At 42.2% G+C, this 18498-nt stretch carries 21 protein-coding genes; 7 read left to right on the top strand and 14 right to left on the bottom strand.

The window, feature by feature from the left end; genetic code table 11:
* Positions 1-6: 6 nt before the first annotated feature.
* The 4 genes from exbD to HMPREF9064_RS08115 all read right to left on the bottom strand — a co-directional run bounded on the left by exbD (position 7) and on the right by HMPREF9064_RS08115 (position 3257).
* Positions 7-471: a TonB system transport protein ExbD gene (gene exbD, locus HMPREF9064_RS08100; RefSeq protein ID WP_006716836.1), complete on the bottom strand. Its 465-nt coding sequence runs from the start codon at positions 469-471 to the stop codon at positions 7-9.
* A gap of 9 nt (positions 472-480) precedes the next feature.
* On the bottom strand, positions 481-945 hold the full coding sequence (gene exbB, locus HMPREF9064_RS08105; protein WP_006716834.1) for a TonB-system energizer ExbB: 465 nt from the start codon (positions 943-945) through the stop codon (positions 481-483).
* 178 nt (positions 946-1123) lie between these two features.
* On the bottom strand, positions 1124-2386 hold the full coding sequence (locus HMPREF9064_RS08110) for an HlyC/CorC family transporter (protein ID WP_006716833.1): 1263 nt from the start codon (positions 2384-2386) through the stop codon (positions 1124-1126).
* 76 nt (positions 2387-2462) lie between these two features.
* A complete protein-coding gene (locus tag HMPREF9064_RS08115; RefSeq protein ID WP_006716831.1) occupies positions 2463-3257 on the bottom strand; it encodes a cytochrome C assembly family protein in 795 nt (264 codons plus the stop codon).
* Between the two features lie 152 nt (positions 3258-3409).
* Here HMPREF9064_RS08115 and ffh point away from each other — a divergent pair, with 152 nt between their 5' ends.
* Positions 3410-4789: a signal recognition particle protein gene (ffh, locus tag HMPREF9064_RS08120; RefSeq protein WP_006716828.1), complete on the top strand. Its 1380-nt coding sequence runs from the start codon at positions 3410-3412 to the stop codon at positions 4787-4789.
* A 121-nt stretch (positions 4790-4910) separates the two neighbouring features.
* Here the strand turns inward: ffh and plsB are convergent, their stop codons facing one another.
* Positions 4911-7352, bottom strand: a complete 2442-nt coding sequence (plsB, locus tag HMPREF9064_RS08125; protein WP_006716826.1) for a glycerol-3-phosphate 1-O-acyltransferase PlsB — start codon at positions 7350-7352, stop codon at positions 4911-4913.
* Positions 7353-7564: 212 nt separating this feature from the next.
* On the opposite strand from plsB, the gene lexA reads away from it, so the two are divergent.
* From lexA to dprA, 6 genes are all read left to right on the top strand, one after another.
* Positions 7565-8188, top strand: coding sequence for a transcriptional repressor LexA (gene lexA / locus HMPREF9064_RS08130; protein ID WP_006716824.1), 624 nt, complete (start codon positions 7565-7567; stop codon positions 8186-8188).
* 151 nt (positions 8189-8339) lie between these two features.
* The gene (rpsF, locus tag HMPREF9064_RS08135; protein WP_005555822.1) at positions 8340-8717 is read left to right on the top strand and encodes a 30S ribosomal protein S6; all 378 of its coding nucleotides are present in this window, start codon (positions 8340-8342) and stop codon (positions 8715-8717) included.
* Positions 8704-9030, top strand: a complete 327-nt coding sequence (gene priB / locus HMPREF9064_RS08140; RefSeq protein WP_006716817.1) for a primosomal replication protein N — start codon at positions 8704-8706, stop codon at positions 9028-9030. Before rpsF ends, priB begins: the two co-directional genes overlap by 14 nt.
* Positions 9031-9042: 12 nt before the next feature.
* The gene (gene rpsR, locus HMPREF9064_RS08145) at positions 9043-9273 is read left to right on the top strand and encodes a 30S ribosomal protein S18 (protein ID WP_005541294.1); all 231 of its coding nucleotides are present in this window, start codon (positions 9043-9045) and stop codon (positions 9271-9273) included.
* A 15-nt stretch (positions 9274-9288) separates the two neighbouring features.
* Positions 9289-9738 (top strand): 50S ribosomal protein L9, encoded by a 450-nt coding sequence (rplI, locus tag HMPREF9064_RS08150; protein ID WP_006716790.1) that lies wholly within the window; start codon positions 9289-9291, stop codon positions 9736-9738.
* 212 nt (positions 9739-9950) lie between these two features.
* The gene (gene dprA, locus HMPREF9064_RS08155; RefSeq protein WP_006716788.1) at positions 9951-11066 is read left to right on the top strand and encodes a DNA-processing protein DprA; all 1116 of its coding nucleotides are present in this window, start codon (positions 9951-9953) and stop codon (positions 11064-11066) included.
* A gap of 50 nt (positions 11067-11116) precedes the next feature.
* Here dprA and HMPREF9064_RS10125 read toward each other — a convergent pair whose 3' ends face one another.
* The 9 genes from HMPREF9064_RS10125 to HMPREF9064_RS08195 form a co-directional block, all read right to left on the bottom strand.
* Positions 11117-11254 (bottom strand): zf-HC2 domain-containing protein, encoded by a 138-nt coding sequence (locus tag HMPREF9064_RS10125; protein ID WP_446053821.1) that lies wholly within the window; start codon positions 11252-11254, stop codon positions 11117-11119.
* 32 nt (positions 11255-11286) lie between these two features.
* Positions 11287-11877 (bottom strand): sigma-70 family RNA polymerase sigma factor, encoded by a 591-nt coding sequence (locus HMPREF9064_RS08160; protein ID WP_081456141.1) that lies wholly within the window; start codon positions 11875-11877, stop codon positions 11287-11289.
* A 155-nt stretch (positions 11878-12032) separates the two neighbouring features.
* Complete coding sequence (locus HMPREF9064_RS08165) at positions 12033-12323, bottom strand: hypothetical protein (protein WP_006716782.1); 291 nt, start codon at positions 12321-12323, stop codon at positions 12033-12035.
* A gap of 232 nt (positions 12324-12555) precedes the next feature.
* Entirely contained in the window at positions 12556-14529 is a 1974-nt protein-coding gene (locus HMPREF9064_RS08170; protein ID WP_006716780.1) for an LTA synthase family protein, read from the bottom strand.
* A 68-nt stretch (positions 14530-14597) separates the two neighbouring features.
* Entirely contained in the window at positions 14598-15257 is a 660-nt protein-coding gene (locus tag HMPREF9064_RS08175) for an NAD(P)H-dependent oxidoreductase (RefSeq protein WP_006716778.1), read from the bottom strand.
* A 117-nt stretch (positions 15258-15374) separates the two neighbouring features.
* Complete coding sequence (gene yggU, locus HMPREF9064_RS08180) at positions 15375-15668, bottom strand: DUF167 family protein YggU (RefSeq protein ID WP_006716776.1); 294 nt, start codon at positions 15666-15668, stop codon at positions 15375-15377.
* Positions 15669-15694: 26 nt separating this feature from the next.
* The gene (locus tag HMPREF9064_RS08185) at positions 15695-16255 is read right to left on the bottom strand and encodes a YggT family protein (protein WP_006716774.1); all 561 of its coding nucleotides are present in this window, start codon (positions 16253-16255) and stop codon (positions 15695-15697) included.
* A gap of 15 nt (positions 16256-16270) precedes the next feature.
* The gene (corA, locus tag HMPREF9064_RS08190) at positions 16271-17218 is read right to left on the bottom strand and encodes a magnesium/cobalt transporter CorA (RefSeq protein WP_006716772.1); all 948 of its coding nucleotides are present in this window, start codon (positions 17216-17218) and stop codon (positions 16271-16273) included.
* 419 nt (positions 17219-17637) lie between these two features.
* Positions 17638-18438: a class I SAM-dependent methyltransferase gene (locus tag HMPREF9064_RS08195; RefSeq protein WP_006716768.1), complete on the bottom strand. Its 801-nt coding sequence runs from the start codon at positions 18436-18438 to the stop codon at positions 17638-17640.
* Between the last annotated feature and the right edge of the window lie 60 nt (positions 18439-18498).

Below are 18498 nucleotides of genomic sequence, written 5' to 3'. Positions count from 1 at the left end.
ATTCTCCTACTGCGCTGCCGGTGTTGTTTCTGTGTTGCCACTTTGTGGCGCAGCAGGTGTTGCCGACGGAGCATCTGTCGATTTTGATTTTTCGCCACCTTTAGTTGCCACAATGGCAACATCTTTAATCTCATTTTTTGCCAATAAATCGGTTACTGACACGAAATCTTGGAAAGTAGCACCCGCATCAATTTTTAATGTTACTTTTTGGGATTTATCCCACGCGGCAATTTCTGTTTCTAACGATTCTAAGCTGGTCGGTTTGTCATTAAAGAACACTTCCCCTTCAGCAGTCACCGTCAATAATTTCGCCAACTCACTGGATTTAAATGCCACAGAAGAACTGGCTTTCGGCACATTCACTTGGATTTTCCCTTGAGAAATGAAAGACGCCGTAATCAATACGATGGCAAGCAACACCAACATAATATCAATGAACGGGATAATGTTGATTTCATCAAACTTTTTCACGGTGATTCCTTATGCTTCGGTATCTTCTTTATTCTTTTGAGAATGTAATACTTTCCATTTCAAACGGTTAACTTCTACTTTACGACCTAAGGCGTTATAGAAAATCATGGAAGGAATTGCCACAAGAATCCCAAGTGCGGTCGCTTTTAACGCTAAAGATAAATGCATCATGATTTCGCCGGCATTGACATCACCGCCGGATTGACCAATTTGGTAGAACGTTAAAAGGATCCCAATTACCGTCCCCAATAACCCCACGTAAGGCGCATTCGCACCAACGGTGGAAATCACAGTAAGGTTGCGATTTAAATCAATTTCAAGAGCGTGAATCGTAGAATATTGGTTGACTTTAACACGAGATAAGAAGAAGAAACGCTCGATTACCATAGCGAGCATTAAGACGCTCATAAATAACAATAAACCGATGATGATGTAATCACTGTAATTGTGTAAAAATTCAAAAATTTGTGGCATTTGTTTTCCCTTAGACGAGGTGCTTAAAATATAAAAAGAAGGAGATAAATCACACTCCTTTTACAACTGATAATGAATCGCATTAATTATAAGAATCTTCCATCGTTTGTAAATTAAAATTTAGCAATAAAAAAGCGATGAAGACACTTCATCGCTTTAATTTGATTTAAGTCACATTTTAGAGCTTAACTACTTTAGCTTGTTTAATCATGTTGTCACTCACTTCCAAAATAGTCACCCGCAAGCCATTCACTTCACAGACGGTGCCTTCTTCAGGAATTTCTTCCAAATGCTCCAAGATCAAACCGTTAAATGTACGCGCATCTTCGGTGTCCAAATTCCAATTAAACATTTTATTTAAATCGCGCAAATTGGCAGAACCTTCAATAATCATCGAACCATCAGATTGCTGTACAACTTCTTCATCAATTGTCGGCGCATTAGATGTGGTGAAATCCCCCACGATTTCTTCCAAAATATCTTCCAAGGTAACCAAACCTTTAATATCACCGTATTCGTCCACCACTAAACCGATACGCTCTTTTTTATTACGGAAATTAGCTAATTGCGTCTTTAAAGCCGTTCCTTCAGGAATGAAATACACTTCATCAGCAGCACGAATCAACGTTTCTTTGGTGAATTCATTTTTTTCCAGCAACAAACGGAACGCTTCGCGAACACGCAAAATACCTAGCACGTTTTCGTCCATACTGCCTTTATACAACACCACACGGTTATGTGCCGCATGATTGAGCTGGCGCATGATAGATTTCCAGTCATCATCAATATCAATGCCGCCGATTTCATTGCGTGGCACCATGATGTCATCCACGGTAACGGTTTCCATATCCAAAATAGACAGCAACATTTGCGGATGTTGCTCATCCGGTGTTGCTTCTCCCGCTTCGGAAACGATGCTGCGTAATTCTTCGCGGCTAATGACTTGTTTCTTCAGATCCGGTTTTAAGCCCACTAAATGCATTAAAAATTTGGTGAACACATTCATCACCCAAACTAAAGGAGCAAAAACCTTGAGTAATGGGGTTAATAGATGGCTCGAGGTCAATCCCACTTTTTCCGGGTGCATCGCTGCCACCGTTTTGGGGAAGATTTCAGAGAAAATCAACATCACGAACGTTAATGCACCGGTGGCAATCGCCACACCGGCATCGCCATATAATCGCATCCCAATAACGGTCGCAATCGCCGAAGCACTAATATTCACAAGGTTATTAAAGATAAGAATAAAACTCAGTAGTTTGTCCGGTTTAGCAAGCAACATCTCCGCTTTTTTGGCGCCTTTATTGCCCTGCTCTGCTAAAAAACGCAGGCGATATTTATTTAAAGAAAGCAAACCTGTTTCAGAGCCGGAAAAATAGGCAGAAAGGACTAAACAGGCAATTAAAATGATAAATAACGTACTAAGGGGAATACTGTCCAAAGTGAAATCCTTACATTGACTTAAAAATAAAAAAAGGCGGGAAAAACTCACCGCACTTTTTTCTCATTTACTGATATTACACAATCAGACGACTACCGAAATAAGCAATCGTGAGCAAAATCATACCTGAAATTGCATAAATAATCATCTTTTTTCCACGCCAGCGGTAGTGCTTATAGCCTAAAATCGCAATGCCGAATACAATCCAGCCGAATAACGAAAATAAACCTTTATGAATATTATCCGGCGTCATAGCGTTAACCAAATGAAAGGTGCCGGAGATAAGGGTGAATGTCATCAATACTTCACCACTGACCAATAAACGGAAAAAATGACGCTCTACCGTCATAAGCGGCGGCACCATTGGTGAAAAAGTCATCTTTTTGCTTTTCAAACGACGATCAAGCCAGACCAACTGAATCGCATACAGAGTCGCGATACAGCAGACGGCATAAGCAAAAATCGACAAACCGATATGAAAAAGCATAGACGTATTTTGGTTCAATAATTGAATAATGTGGCTTGGAAGAAAAGTGGCATAAATCAAATTAATAATGGAAAAACAATAAACAATCGGTAACACAAACCACATAGTGTTGACGCGCAACATGGCTAACGTGGCAAGTATAGCAATCATGACACTCATCAATGAAGCCACTTCCATAATGCTGAAATTCTGCCCTTCCGCCAAGTTTCTCAATAGTGGGAAAGTGCTAATAAGGTGAAAAACCACCGCCAAAAGTGCGGTCAAAAAAAACTGTGTTTTTTTAGTTTTAACATCGGCTCCCGCCACTTGCGAGGTTAATAAAATGGGCGCAATGCGTAACACACTGATGAGGTAAAAAAGAATTGATAAAACAGCAAACCACATAATTATTCTTCCTTTGTTTTGTTGGCGTTTTATTCTAACGAGATCAAGCTAAAATCGCCACGACTTTATTTGACGTGAAAATGCGCGGAATTTCAGTATAATGAACGGCATTTTACCGATGATACCTTTCCGATTTAACCACAGGAAATATTATGTTTGAGAATTTATCCGATCGTCTTTCCAAAACCTTACGCAATATCAGCGGTCGAGGTCGTTTAACCGAAGATAACATTAAAGAAACCTTGCGCGAAGTGCGCATGGCATTGTTAGAAGCCGATGTGGCATTGCCGGTCGTGCGCGATTTTATTAACAACGTAAAAGAACGCGCCATTGGGGTGGAAGTCAATAAAAGCCTCACACCGGGACAAGAATTCGTCAAAATCGTCCAAGCCGAATTAGAAGCGGCAATGGGTGAAGCCAACGAAAGTTTAAATCTGGCTACCCAACCGCCTGCCGTGATTTTAATGGCGGGTCTGCAAGGGGCGGGGAAAACCACCAGCGTGGGTAAACTGGCCAAATTTCTGCGTGAACGCCATAAGAAAAAAGTGCTTGTGGTGTCTGCCGACGTTTATCGTCCTGCAGCGATCAAACAATTAGAAACCCTTGCCCAAGCGGTTAATGTCGATTTCTTCCCATCCGATGTGAAACAAAAGCCGGTAGATATTGCGAAAGCCGCGTTGGCAGACGCGAAATTAAAATTCTACGATGTGCTGATCGTGGATACTGCAGGTCGTTTGCACGTTGATAGTGAAATGATGGATGAAATCAAGCAAGTTCATGCTGCGTTAAATCCAATTGAAACACTCTTCACCGTGGATGCCATGACCGGTCAAGATGCGGCAAATACAGCAAAAGCCTTTAATGAGGCTTTGCCGCTTACCGGTGTGATCCTCACCAAAGTGGATGGCGATGCGCGTGGTGGTGCCGCATTATCTATTCGTCAAATTACCGGCAAGCCGATTAAATTCCTCGGGGTGGGGGAAAAAACCGATGCGTTAGAGCCGTTCCACCCGGATCGTGTGGCGTCGCGCATTCTTGGCATGGGTGATGTACTTTCTTTGATTGAAGATTTAGAGCGTTCCGTTGACCGTGAAAAAGCGGAGAAAATGGCGCAAAAATTCAAAAAAGGCGACGATTTCACCTTAGAAGATTTCCGCGAACAATTACGCGAAATGAAAAAAATGGGCGGCATGATGTCCATGTTGGAAAAATTACCGGGCGCGAAAAACCTACCGGATCATGTGAAAAATCAGGTGGACGACAAAATGTTCAACAAACTCGAAGCCATCATTAATTCCATGACCTTAAAAGAACGCGCCAATCCGGACATCATCAAAGGTTCTCGCCGTCGTCGCATTGCTCTTGGTTCCGGCACGCAGGTGCAAGATGTAAACAAGCTACTCAAACAATTTGACGAAATGCAACGTATGATGAAGAAAATGCGTAAAGGCGGCATGGCAAAAATGATGCGCGGCATGCAAGGCTTAATGGGCGGCGGGCTCGGCGGATTAGGCGGAATGTTTAGACGTTAACTCAGACACAAAGAAAAAGCCATCTAAAGGAAGATGGCTTTTTTATTAACAAATAATTTAAAAAAACAAAGTGCGGTCAAAAAAATAACCTTTTTTATGACCGCACTTTTACTTTGTTTCCTTAATTTTCGCTATGTTCTTTCTCTTCTACTTTTGTCACGGCACCGTTAATCGTTAAGCAAATTTCCGTTGAAATCAGATGGGTTAGAATCTCTGCCAACACATGCAATTTTTCCGTATTCGCACTGCCGCTTTCATTGAAATAGCCTTGGTCTTTTAAACTATTCGTAAAGGCGGAGAAAACTGCTTTATCAAAGAATTCAGGTGCATTAATGCCATGTAGGACAGACAAACGTTGTGCTACAGACTGACTTTCTTTTTCCAAATCTGCACGGGAAATCAATGGATTATTTTGCAGTAAATTCACGGTAATGTAATAGCGTTGTAAGATTTCACGTACACCGGCAGACCAAAGTTGCAACATCCGAATATTCGGCTTATTGATTGTTAGCATATTCTCACTGTGCTTAATAATATTTTGGCGTTGCAATTCGTTAATGATTTGCTCTACACGCTGTGCGATCTGATCTTCTTCCGTAAAATGCAAGAATAATTCGCTACGCAAGAACGGGTAAATCTTAAGCACGGCATCTAACACTAAATCCTTTTGAATACCTTCGTAATGCAACACAATACTTGCGACCAAGGATGGCAACACAAATAAGTGTTGAATGTTATTGCGGTAGTAGGTCATTAATACGGCTGAAGAACGTTCCAAACGGACAATTTCACCGAAGTTGTCTTTCTCCACCAAAATACCGACTCGATCCAGACTTAACACATGATCCAGCATAATTTCCGGTTTTTCAGCCGGCACAACGACATCGTCAGAATACGGCACGTTTTGCAATAATTGTTGATAACTGGAAAGTTGCTCTAATAATTGCTCACGGGAAAGTGCACGTTGACGGGAAGACAACAATGCCGTGCCGGTTAAGTTCATGGCATTCACTGCCGCGGCTTTATTAATATTCACCATCACTTGATGGGAAACCGCATCGACAGCTTTATTAAACCATTGAGGGCGATCTTCCGGTGGCTCTTTCCATTCCGGGAAGTTTTGATTTAAATAAGCATTTAACGTAATAGGCTCACCGAAATTCACATAGCCTTTGCCTAAATTACGCAATTTTTTAATCACACGTAATACCAAGCCGGCATTTTCTTTTTCTTTCGCCGCACCACGTAATTCTTTGGCGTAAGTGTCCACTTCTAAAACGTGTTCATACCCCACATACACCGGCACAATCGTAATCGGTCGGCTCTGTTGTTGCTGTAATGCCTGTAATGTCATGGACATCATACCGGTTTTCGGCGCGAGTAAACGCCCCGTACGTGAACGCCCACCTTCAATGAAGTATTCCACGGCATATCCACGATGGAACAACTCCGACAAATATTCACGGAAAATCGTAGAATATAAGCGGTTACCTTTAAAGGTTCGACGAATGAAAAATGCCCCACCACGGCGGAACATCCCACCAACCGGCCAGAAATTAAGGTTAATCCCTGCGGCAATATGCGGAGTAACCAAACCTTGGTGATATAACACATAGGAAAGCAATAAATAGTCAATGTGGCTACGATGACAAGGCACATACACGATTTCATGGCCTTCTAACGCCAATTTACGCACGCGATCCGCATTTTCAACTTGAATGCCTTGATACAATTTGTTCCACAACCAACGCAAGAAACGATCCGCTACACGTAAACTTTCGTAGCTCACATTCGCCGCAATTTCATCCAGAATTTTTTCAGCTTCTTTATGCGCTTTCTCTCTACTAATGTTCTTACTTTTCGCTTCGTCTTCGATTGCCGCTAAAATTACCGGCAGTTGCAATAATTTATTGAACATGGCTTGGCGATTTGGCAAGCGAGGACCAGTCGCCGAAATACGTTGTTTAGCAAAGTGCATTTTGGCTACACGAGCTAATTTTTGTGCAATTTTCTGATCAAATCCATGCTCACGAGTCATATAACGTAAAGACACCGCTTGCGAGAAACGCACAAAGGTATCGCGTCCAAACCATAATGCCGCGACTGTTTTTTGTAGCCCGTTTAACAAACGTAAGTTTGGCAAACCCGTTTGATCTTCACGCCCCGGAGCTCTTCCCCATAAAACTGAAACGGGAACTAACTGCACGTCTAAATCCGGTGAAGTGCGGTGCAATTCCAAATATTTATTGAAAACAGTGATCGTTTCTTTTTTAGCCCCTTTCGATTTAAAAAAGCGGCGACCTTCATCTAAAAAAACAAAGCGAGGTAATAAATTGCCATTAATTTCATTTTGTTCTAAAGGATCCGGCAAGCCCACGCTCAAACAGTTTTTACGGAAAATCACAAAATCGGTTTGTGATGTGTAAGGCAACACATAAACGATAGGTTGGGAAATATTTAGTTCTAGTTCTTCAATAGGATGATGAGGAATCGGATTATTTTTTACTAAAATCGACAATGGCAATTCAAGTAATTTCCGGTAAGCATTCAGAAAACCAGCCATAATAAATATCCTTGTATAATTAACGTTATTTCACATACTTTGTGCAAAATTGGCGCTAGTTTAGCATAAAAACTTCATAGAATTAGTGACGAACAACACAATTCTAGGATAAGCCTCTGATTCGATTTATATTTCAACAAAAGAAAAGTTGCGCCCCAAGCTTTTCTGTATATAATACCAGTTACTTATGTATAAAATAACAGGGTAAATTTATGAAACCACTTACAGCTCGGCAACAGGAAGTTTATGATTTTCTGAAACACCATCTTGAAACTACCGGCATGCCACCAACACGGGCGGAGATCTCTAAAGAACTGGGATTTCGCTCGCCAAATGCGGCTGAAGAACATTTAAAAGCATTAGCGAAAAAAGGCGTGATTGAAATCGTCTCCGGCACATCCCGTGGTATTCGCTTATTGCTTGAAGATAATGGGCAAGAAGAACCGGGATTACCGTTAATCGGGCGCGTTGCCGCAGGCGAACCGATTTTGGCCGAACAACATATTGAAGGCACCTATCATGTTGATCCGACAATGTTCAAACCACAAGCGGATTTTCTACTCAAAGTTTATGGTCAATCCATGAAAGACATCGGCATTTTGGACGGTGACTTATTAGCCGTCCATAGCACCAAGGACGTACGCAACGGACAAGTTGTCGTTGCCCGCATTGAAGACGAAGTCACGGTAAAACGTTTGGAGCGTAAAGGTTCGACGGTTTATTTACATGCCGAGAACGAAGAATTTGCCCCGATTGTCGTGGATTTGACTCAACCGACGCAATTCGAAATTGAGGGGATCGCTGTCGGCATTATTCGTAATAATGCTTGGATGTAAAAACACCGGAAAAATCGACCGCACTTTTCTTGCAAAAACCAGCTTTCCGTGTATAATTTGCGCCCTCAGTCACATCCGAATTAGTTCCTTGCTTCCACAAGATTGGTGACTGGTCTTACGTTGGAGGCTGATTAACCCGTAAGGAGCAGTAATGCGTCACTACGAAATCGTGTTTATGGTTCATCCGGACCAAAGCGAGCAAGTACCGGGCATGATTGAACGTTACACCGGTTCTGTAAAAGAAGCCGGCGGTCAAATTCATCGCCTAGAAGATTGGGGTCGCCGTCAATTAGCATACCCAATTAACAAATTACATAAAGCACACTATGTGCTTATGAATGTAGAAGCGCCTCAACAAGTAATCGACGAGCTAGAAACGACTTTCCGTTATAACGATGCTGTATTACGCAGCCTTGTTATTCACACTAAGCACGCCGTAACCGAAGCGTCCCCAATGGTTAAAGCAAAAGATGATCGTAAAGCTTTAACTGAAGTTGAATCCAACGATTTTGAGGATGCTGAAGAGTAATTTGAACATTGAAAACCGTTTATCCATTATTGGTATCGTTACCGGTAATCTTAAGCGGCGCAAAAGCCCAAACGGAATCGAACATTGCCAATTTTTATTGGAACATCGTTCAAACCAAGTGGAAGCTAATTTAAGCAGACAAGCTTGGTGCAAAATTCCGGTTCAGGTAAGCGGCAATCAATTAGTAGAAAAAACTCAAGGCATTACGGTCGGCAATAAAGTATTAATTCAAGGTTTTTTAACCACCCATCAGTTAAATAATGGGTCAAAACAATTAGTCTTACATGCCGAGCAAATCGAATTTATAGATTAGGAGACCAGCCAAATGGCACGTTATTTCCGTCGTCGTAAGTTCTGCCGTTTCACAGCGGAAAATGTTGTTGAAATCGATTACAAAGATATCGCTACATTAAAGAACTACATTTCTGAAAGCGGCAAAATTGTACCAAGCCGCATTACCGGTACTCGTGCGAAGTACCAACGCCAATTAGCTCGCGCAATCAAACGCGCTCGTTATTTAGCGTTATTACCTTACTCTGACACGCATCATCACTAAGAAGGGGAAGGTCAAATGCAAGTAATTCTTTTAGATAAAATTGCACACTTAGGTAAAGTGGGCGATCAAGTAAATGTTAAATCCGGCTACGCACGTAACTTCTTAATCCCACAAGGTAAAGCAGTTATGGCAACCGCAGCTAACATTGAACACTTTGAAGCACGTCGTGCAGAATTAGAAGAAAAAGCAGCACAAGCATTAGCCGCTGCTGTTGACCGCGCAGCACGCTTAGAAGCATTAGGTTCTGTAACCATCGCATCTAAAGCAGGTGACGAAGGTCGTTTATTCGGTTCTATCGGTACCCGTGACATCGCTGATGCAATCACTGCAAAAGGCGTTGAAGTGGCGAAAAGTGAAGTTCGTTTACCAAACGGTTTAATCCGTACTCTTGGTGAACATGAAGTAACTTTCCAATTCCATGGCGAAGTTTTCTCTCACTTGAACGTGATTATCGTTGCTGAATAATTCAGTGCGAAAAGAAAAACCCGGCTGCCCTGCCGGGTTTTTTATTTGATACTAAAAAGTGCGGTAATAAAAAATAATATTTCTCCCCCATCTCTCCCAATTTTTATCCTCTTTCTTTCTAAATTACGATCCTGATCGCAAAATAACACCTCTTTTATCCTCCTCATTTCTGCTCTCCGTATAATTTTGCTTTAAAAAGAGCAAAGAAGAGCATGAACAACCATTTACCCCTTTTCCTTCGCCTATTACAAATTCCTAAACTAGGCCCAACCTCAATTCAAAAAATACTTGATCAAGTAAATTTATCTGATTTACAAGATTACGATGTTACCGCATTCAAACATATAGGGTGGAATGCTCAACAAATCCAAGCGTGGTTCAATCCTGAAAAACGCTATATTGAACCGGCACTTTTATGGGGAGAAAAAGAAGGAAATCATATTCTTGATTATTATCATCCGGACTATCCTCAGCAATTAAAACAAATTGACAGCGCACCACCAGTGTTATTCGTCAAAGGTGAAACATCCACCTTATCTCACCCACAGATTGCTATCGTTGGCAGTCGCCAATGTTCTAGTTATGGGGAATACTGGGCAAAGTATTTTGCCTCAGAATTAACCACCAACGGCTTCATCATAACCAGCGGACTTGCGCTGGGCATTGACGGATTCTGTCATCAAGCAGCAGTAGATTTGAGACAGCCGACTATCGCGGTATTAGGGAGTGGCTTAGAAGAGGTTTATCCGGCAAAACACCGTAAATTGGCACAACATATCATTGAACAAGGTGGTGCGTTAGTTTCTGAGTTTTTCCCGTTACAACCTCCTATCGCAGAAAACTTTCCCCGCCGTAATCGCATTATCAGCGGATTATCTCTCGCGACATTAATTATCGAAGCCACCGAACGTAGCGGATCTTTAATCACCGCTCGTTATGCACTGGAACAAAACCGAGAAATTTTTGCTCTACCCGGCAATATCCAAAGTCAATTTAGCCAAGGCTGTCATAAACTTATTAAACAAGGCGCGATGCTAGTAGAAAATGTAGAAGATATTTTAGAAAACCTTGCACCACAAATGGCATGGGAAAAACACCTGAAAAATAGACCGCACTTTTCTTCCCCAACGGTCATTTCTCCGCAACAAGAGGAAAAGGTATCGCCTACTTATCCTGAACTTTATCAAGCGATTGGGTATACGCCAATCAGCATTGATTCCCTCTCTAGCACACTCAATTTGTCGGTGGAGCAACTTCTTATTCAGCTTTTAGAATTAGAACTTCAAGAACTGATTTACAGTGAAAACGGGTTATACCGCCGCACTTAATTTATCCCTCAAAAGACATCAAAATCCTCAGAATAAGAAACAATCGATGCTTATTGTTCAGAGAAATCACGCATTAACTTATGCATTTTTTTACAATTTTTAGCAAATGCGCGACAGTACGGACAAATAGCCAAATGCAGATACACCCGACCTTGTGTTAATAAGGACTGGGGTTTTTCTTGGTGCATTGAGATAAATTTGGTGACTTGATTACATTTCATCATTTCTCTCCGGCGTTATCCTTATGATCAAACCAATGGCGGGACAAACATGCTTGTAATTGTAAGCGGGCGCGGTATAGCAACACGTGCAAATTAGAGATGGATACATCACATTCTTGGCAAATTTGTTCACTTTGCATATCAAAATATTCTCGCATCATAAAAACACGCGCTTGCTGTGCCGGTAAATGATCCAGGCATGCTTCAAAAATAATCCAAAACTCTTTTTTATATGCCTGTTCTTGAGGTTCTTCCCAAGTTGAGGGTAAAAATCGACTACGATCCCAATGCCCTTCTTGATCAAAAAACGCATTCGGGTCATCGTCATCACTCACTTCTGAAACCGTCACTACACGCTGCCGATACTTCAACAAATCAATAATCTGATTTTTTAAAATGGCGAAAAACCACGTTTTTAACGCAGCCGCACCTTTAAATGACGCCGCATGCTGATACGCCCTTGTCAGGGCTTCTTGCACCACATCTTCCGCCAAATCCTTGTCACGCAACTGCAGCAGTGCAAATTTTAACATTTGCTCCCGAATCTCTTGTATTTGCTGAGATGAAATCAATTGAAAAGCCAAGGGCATCGTTGAAGACATAAGAAAATCCGTTTTATCTGTACTTGCAGGCATTCATCATAATCCTACCTCTTTCACAAAGAAAGCCATACCGCAGAATTCATGGATATGAATGATACGCTTTGTGATAAGGCTTGTTTAGCACAAGCCTTATCATTTAAAAGTTACATTTTTGGCTTCATTGTTTCAGCTTCTTTCATACCCTGTTCCATGTTATTTTCCATCATTTTTTTATCTGATTTCATCTTTTTCTTCATGTCATGCTTCATTGATTTTCCCTCTTTCATCTTATCCATTTTATTATCCATCATCGGCTTGGCATCTTTCATGCTTTCCATTTTATGTTCCATTTGCTGTTCCATTGGTTGCATGCTTTTCATTTCAGCAGAAACTTGAAAAGCCATTACCATGCCAAGCACACCGGCTAATGTTACGAATGATGTCATTTTTTTCATAAGAAACTCCTTTAATCCTATTAAGATGTGTTGAATTTTTTTAATTAAGAAAAACTGTAAGAAAACGAATGCTTTCCTACATGCTGATTAGACGGAACTCGTTGACAATTTCTTACAAAAATTTTTATGAAAAAAGAGGTGATGGGAAGAGGAGGTAAGCTGCGATGACAGAAAACAAAAAAAGTGCGGTTAAAATCTATCGAGAATTTCCACCGCACTTTTCCACTTAAAATCAGCGCTTGCTTTCCGCCTGTTTAATTTCCGGCGTTGTGTATAAGCGGTGTTTATACAAATAGCTGCCTAACAATGCGTGAGCCAAAGCTTCTTTCACCATGCTTTGCGGCACCTCTGCTTCCGTTAAGGTTTCGGTGGCTTTGTCGTAACGGTAGGTTTTGGCACCGACTTTCGGGAATTGAATCACCACATCATTGCCCCGCATCAGTGCCTGCACTTGGTCGTACTGCATAATGGCGCGGTTTGGATCGTTCGGTTGAGTCAGGTCATAACCGATCATCGGGTAATCGCCACTAATGCCAGCCAGAGAAAGTAAGGTCGTCGGCATATCGAATTGGCTGACCAAACGGTTATCACGACGCGGCTCGATGCCTTCGCCCAAAATCAATGCTGGAATATGGAAATGCTTAATCGGCATCAAGCTGGCACCAGCCACACGAGAGTCGTGGTCAGCAATCACTAAGAAAATAGTGTCTTGCCAATAATTGGAGGCTTTCGCAAGTTTGAAGAAATGCCCAATCGCATAATCCGCATATTTTGCCGCATTGTTGCGCGTGGCTTTCGGTTGTTCGTACAGATCGATTTTTCCATCCGGAAATTCAAACGGATCGTGGTTGCTGGAGCTGAACACGAGGCTAAAGAACGGTTTTCCTTCGTTGTGTAATTGAGTAAACGTCTCATTGGCTTTAGTGAACAAATCTTCGTCACTCACGCCCCAAGTCCCGGTGAAGCTTGGGTTTTGATAATCCATTTGGTCAATAATACGTTTAAAACCATTACCGTAGAAAAAGCCCGCCATGTTATCAAAATGCTTTTCCCCGCCGTAAATAAAGGACGTGTCATACCCCCGTTGGCTTAAGATTTGCGCCAAGGTAAAGAAACCATTTTGGCTGTTATTCAATTTCACAACTGCACGTGCCGGTGTCGGGGTAAAACCCGCGGTAACGGCTTCAATACCACGTACGGAACGGGTACCGGTGGCATATAAATTATCAAACAACCAGCCTTGCTGTGCCAGCTTGTCAAATTCGGGCGACAATGGCAAACCACCTAGCGTACCGATAAATTGCGCCCCAAGGCTTTCCTCCAACACAATCACAATATTTTTCGGTTTACCTTGGTAAGTGGCTTGGTTATGGGTCAAGGTTGGAATTTCCTTGGAAAGATAAGCCTCTGCCGGACGGCTTCCGCTGTTTTTCACAATGGAGAGCATTTCTTCCACATCCATTTTACCGTAGGCTTCGGAAGAGGTGCCTTCATCTTTAAACTGTTGTGCTGCATAAATCACGGAATAGCCTGAATTCAGCACCAAAGAATTCACCATGGCATCAGAGGAAAATGCCACCATGGCCGGGTTGATTCCGCGGTGTTGCAAGCTAGAACGCGCACCAAGAAAACTCAACGCAATCACCAACAACGCCACCACCGGACGCCACGTCCAACGCATTGTCGTGATATTACGCACCGCCCAACCGGCCAGTTTCCAATACACCACGGCAGCGATAAGGGTAAAAACAAGGCTAAAAATGACCGCACTTAGATGCCCTTCCATCAACATGGAGAACACTTCTTTCGGATAAATTAAATATTCGATGAACAAACGATTCGGACGATAATCATAGGTTTCAATAAACGCCGGTGTCGCCAGTTCCATAAACACGATAAACACACTGCCGGCCGTCAACCAGAAACGCAAAATACGCTGCCAAATGCGCCCTAACGCGTTTTGATGATATAGCAACACAGTCAATAAGGCCGGCACGCCGAATAAATAACACAAAGATACTACGTCCATGCGTAGGCCTTGCAAGAACAATTCGCCCCAACCATTAACGGCACTGACCCGTTCTTGTTGCCATAAAGACAAGCCGAGGCGAGACAGGGTAAATACGATGAGATTAATCAAAGAAAAGAAAAAAATCGGAAATAGTAACGAACGCGGTCTGCCTTTCGTAAATAAATATCGTGACATGTTAGTCTCCAAAACATAAAAAATCCGCTCTTTTAGGCTATGAAAGCAAAGAACGGATTTGAGAAAAATTATTCAATCCAATGAACAATCTCATTGAGTGGCTTGCGGGATTTCGGACGAATGTCTTTAGCACGATAGCCGAAAGTCACCGCCACAGACACCGCATATTTTTCTGCATCATACGCACCGGTTTGCGCCAAAATACGGTTGACTTCCGCATAATTGAAACCTTCAATCGGGCAACTGTCGATGCCGATTAAGGCAGCCCCCGTCATCATATTAGCCAAAGCGATATAGGTTTGTTTGCTCGCCCAATCGAATAAAGTGCGGTCGTTTTCCAACACTTTTATGTCGTTTTTTTGGAATGTTTCGTATTTCGCCACAGCTTGTTGTAGTTGTTCTTCATTTAAGCCGCGACGCAACAAATTCTGGCGAAAATCGTCCGAATCGTAACGGGCTTTTTTATTTGCCAAAATGACGACCACATGGCTGGCATCATCTAACTGCGTTGCCATGCCCCAACTCACCGGTTTTAAGGCTTGGCGTAATTCGGGATTTTGCACCACTAAAAATTGCCATGGTTCGGATCCTACGGAACTTGGCGATAAGCGACCAAGTTCTAAAATATAGTCAAAATCTTCTTTGCTGATTTTGCGCTCGGGATCGTAATAACGAGTTGCGCAACGGAAATGGAAGGCATCTAATACTTGTTGTTTAGTGATGCTCATAAATGTCTCCTTTACAATAACATAATGAGAAATAAGAATAAGTTGCAATTTGCTTGCTCATTCTCCGCTTATTTTGATATTTGTCCAGTAAAAACATGCGGATTTTTGACCGCACTTTTACACGGTTAAATAAGCTTCAACTTGTGGCGGAATCGCCTTAGGGCAAGGGATGAGAACCTGTTTATGTCGATTAAGCTCGCCTTTTTCCAGCACAATGCTACTTTTGGGCACTTTAAAGAGTTTACTGAGGAATTTGAGTAAATGGGCGTTGGCTTGCCCATCTACAGGAGGTGCGGTAATGCTGATTTTTAATTCATCATCATGCAAACCGACAATCTGATCTTTGGCGGCTTTGGGTTGTAAAAAGATTCTAAGGCGCAAATCATCGCCGCTTCGTTCTACTGCCGCCATACTGAGATTCCTAAAATGTCGTTAGCTTAAAACGCTGCCACAGCCCAAAGACCACCGAAGATGTCGTAGAGCACACGATTGAGTAAATACAAGATAAAAACCACCACCATTGGTGAAAAATCAATCATACCGGTATTAGGTAGAATTTTACGGATGGGACGAAGCACAGGCTCACTTAATTGGTACAACAAATATTGTGTTTGCCCTGCAGCACGATTAAACCAGCTTAAAATAGCCCCCACTAACAACACGTAGAAAATAGCCTCACCAATGCTGTGCACCACACTTAATACACCAATCACGGCATATTCAAATAAGGAAGCGCCTGCGATAGTGCCAAAAAAGTTTAATAAAGGAAATTTTACCCATCCCAAAATCAAACATGCCAATAGCGCGGCAATATTCACACCTTTCACTGTTGGTGCGAATCGACTGAGTGGCGCGACAACAGGTTGTGTCGCTTTCACTAAGGCTTGTGATAAAGGATTATAAAAATCCACGCGTGCCAACTGGAACCAAACACGTAAGATTAAAATAAAGCTATAAACGCTGATCACAGTCGCAATTAAAAATTGAATTGAATTCATGCTGTTTCCTTAAAATTATAACCAGCCTTTGCGTTTGAAATACCAATAGGGTGCAAACGCCGCCAATGCCATTAACCCCAACGCCATCGGATAGCCAAATTTAAACCCAAGTTCCGGCATATCGTTGAAGTTCATGCCGTAGTTAGACGCTACCAAGGTTGGCGGGAGGAAAATCACCGACACAACGGAGAAGATCTTGATAATACGGTTCTGCTCAATATTAATGAAACCCATCGCAGCTTGAAGCAAGAAGTTCACTTTTTGGAACAGGGATTCATTATGCGGTTGCAAAGATTCAATGTCTCGTAAAATTTCACGTGCCTGTTCTAACTGATTAGCCGGCAAACGGGTTTTACGCACCAAGAAACTAAGCGCGCGTTGCGTATCCATCAAACACAAACGCACTTTGGAACTGGTATCTTCTTGTTCTGTTAAGGTTGCCAAGGCTTCATCAAAAGCTTCCCCTTGGGTTCCGTTTAACACCACGCGACTTAATTTTTCCAAATCCGCATACACGTTTTCAATCACATCAGCCAGTTGCTCGATTTTGGTCTCAAATAAATCCAATAATAATTCATAGGAGTTACATTCGATTAAACGCTGATTACGAGAACGCATACGATATAAACGGAACGCCGGTAATTCACGGTCACGCAAGGTAAACAAACGCCCGTCACGAATAGTGAACGCCACGCTGGCTAAATCTGCATAGTCATTTTCATCTTCACAATAAAAGAAGGAGTGCAAGTGCAAACCGTCTTCGTCTTCAAAAAAACGTGCGGATGCTTCGATGTCTTCCAACTCAAGGAAAGAGGCTAAACTCTGCCCTAGATTTTCTTGCAAGGTCTCACGTTCTTCAATAGTTGGTTCAATTAAATCAAGCCAAATCGCGGTATTTAACGGCTCGGTGGTTTCATCAATACGAACCAAGCGAGCGTCTTCAAGGGCAAAAGCATTTATCATTTTGTCATACTCCCGTATTGGACTATGCACATGGCAGTAAGCGGCGGCAAACGAAAGGAATATTACAAGCAATCACGATCAAAAGTGCGGTCGTTTTTAGACGCGTTTTTTAACGACAAATAAAGAAAGCTGTAATGAAAGAATATGTTGCAAATTTCGTTTGACGAAAAGATGCCGAAAAAGAGAAAGGTAAAAGAAACTTACCAACGAAACCATCGCCGATAAGTGAGAAAGGCGATAGTTACAGTAAAAACTCCGTTCGGTATCGACTGTGACTGTCCAAAGTGTGTGTCCTCATGTTACTAAATCGCGCGCAATGTTACGCCTGAAAGCCTGATTCGTCAAGGCGAAGGCAAAAAAATCCCCTTCGCCGAATAACCTTTTAAAGTGAAAAAACACCTCAAAATTGCACCGCACTTTTAAGCCACATTCCACCAAATTAACGCCCATTTTCGTTGTCCGTGTTCGATGGCTTCGTTGTTCTGTTGTTTTTGACGATAAAATGCGGATAAACCTTGCTTCTCTTTGTCGTTCAACGGACCAAGTGAAAATTCCACGGAATTCAACAAATCTTCATAGGTTTCGCCCATAAAACGGCCGGATTCCGTTTCAATGAAACTGAGGTTGGCTTGAATGCCTTTTTGGTAAAGCCGATTGAGCAGGTAAATATAGGTCGGGAAACCAATATCATCACGCCCGATGGCGGAAAATACGCCTTCATCTAAGAAGTGGCGCTGCGTCACGGAAGTGAGATACACCCGTTTTTTCGCTTTAGCGCAGAGTTTCTCGATCATGTCATCTAAATCATCCACTAACGTAGAACGTGATGCCAAAATCACATCCGCTTGCGGCACATCATCCCAATTCTCCAACCAAGAACGACGAATCAGATTTAAATTTTCCAGTTGCAATTTTTGTTTATATTCTGCCAACACATCCAACATTCCTGTGCTGTAATCCAAGGCGTACACCTGACTGCCTTGCTGCGCCAAAGGAATGGCAAAGGTGCCCGGGCCACAACCGATATCGAGAACGCTTTCGTCAGGTTGCACCTGCATGGTTTCCAGTAATTGTTGGTTATAACGGCTGGCTTTCCCCACCAGATTTTCTGCCATTTTGACGGCTTTCTTGTCCCATTTCTCTGGCGGCAAATTGTAATGGTTACAAGCAATAAGATGCTGTTTGTAGAGGGCGTTAAAATCAATATCGTAGAAAGTCATTGTATTTTCCTAAAGTGCGGTGGATTTTGGCGATAGATTTTACCGCATTGCTATATGCTT

Origin of the sequence: Aggregatibacter segnis ATCC 33393 (genome assembly GCF_000185305.1) — a bacterium.
Taxonomy (GTDB): domain Bacteria; phylum Pseudomonadota; class Gammaproteobacteria; order Enterobacterales; family Pasteurellaceae; genus Aggregatibacter; species Aggregatibacter segnis.
This window is presented reverse-complemented; position numbering and strand designations above follow the sequence as displayed.

What these genes read in the sequence shown, in the direction of transcription:
- HMPREF9064_RS08165 (WP_006716782.1), bottom strand. Translation starts at nt 12,323, where the DNA reads ATGAAAAAAATGACATCATTCGTAACATTAGCCGGTGTGCTTGGCATG.
- dprA (WP_006716788.1), top strand. Translation starts at nt 9,951, where the DNA reads ATGAACAACCATTTACCCCTTTTCCTTCGCCTATTACAAATTCCTAAA.
- HMPREF9064_RS08175 (WP_006716778.1), bottom strand. Translation starts at nt 15,257, where the DNA reads ATGAGCATCACTAAACAACAAGTATTAGATGCCTTCCATTTCCGTTGC.
- HMPREF9064_RS10125 (WP_446053821.1), bottom strand. Translation starts at nt 11,254, where the DNA reads ATGCACCAAGAAAAACCCCAGTCCTTATTAACACAAGGTCGGGTGTAT.
- priB (WP_006716817.1), top strand. Translation starts at nt 8,704, where the DNA reads ATGCTGAAGAGTAATTTGAACATTGAAAACCGTTTATCCATTATTGGT.
- lexA (WP_006716824.1), top strand. Translation starts at nt 7,565, where the DNA reads ATGAAACCACTTACAGCTCGGCAACAGGAAGTTTATGATTTTCTGAAA.
- exbB (WP_006716834.1), bottom strand. Translation starts at nt 945, where the DNA reads ATGCCACAAATTTTTGAATTTTTACACAATTACAGTGATTACATCATC.
- plsB (WP_006716826.1), bottom strand. Translation starts at nt 7,352, where the DNA reads ATGGCTGGTTTTCTGAATGCTTACCGGAAATTACTTGAATTGCCATTG.
- HMPREF9064_RS08115 (WP_006716831.1), bottom strand. Translation starts at nt 3,257, where the DNA reads ATGTGGTTTGCTGTTTTATCAATTCTTTTTTACCTCATCAGTGTGTTA.
- HMPREF9064_RS08195 (WP_006716768.1), bottom strand. Translation starts at nt 18,438, where the DNA reads ATGACTTTCTACGATATTGATTTTAACGCCCTCTACAAACAGCATCTT.
- rpsR (WP_005541294.1), top strand. Translation starts at nt 9,043, where the DNA reads ATGGCACGTTATTTCCGTCGTCGTAAGTTCTGCCGTTTCACAGCGGAA.
- rplI (WP_006716790.1), top strand. Translation starts at nt 9,289, where the DNA reads ATGCAAGTAATTCTTTTAGATAAAATTGCACACTTAGGTAAAGTGGGC.
- HMPREF9064_RS08170 (WP_006716780.1), bottom strand. Translation starts at nt 14,529, where the DNA reads ATGTCACGATATTTATTTACGAAAGGCAGACCGCGTTCGTTACTATTT.
- ffh (WP_006716828.1), top strand. Translation starts at nt 3,410, where the DNA reads ATGTTTGAGAATTTATCCGATCGTCTTTCCAAAACCTTACGCAATATC.
- yggU (WP_006716776.1), bottom strand. Translation starts at nt 15,668, where the DNA reads ATGGCGGCAGTAGAACGAAGCGGCGATGATTTGCGCCTTAGAATCTTT.
- HMPREF9064_RS08185 (WP_006716774.1), bottom strand. Translation starts at nt 16,255, where the DNA reads ATGAATTCAATTCAATTTTTAATTGCGACTGTGATCAGCGTTTATAGC.
- rpsF (WP_005555822.1), top strand. Translation starts at nt 8,340, where the DNA reads ATGCGTCACTACGAAATCGTGTTTATGGTTCATCCGGACCAAAGCGAG.
- corA (WP_006716772.1), bottom strand. Translation starts at nt 17,218, where the DNA reads ATGATAAATGCTTTTGCCCTTGAAGACGCTCGCTTGGTTCGTATTGAT.
- HMPREF9064_RS08160 (WP_081456141.1), bottom strand. Translation starts at nt 11,877, where the DNA reads ATGCCCTTGGCTTTTCAATTGATTTCATCTCAGCAAATACAAGAGATT.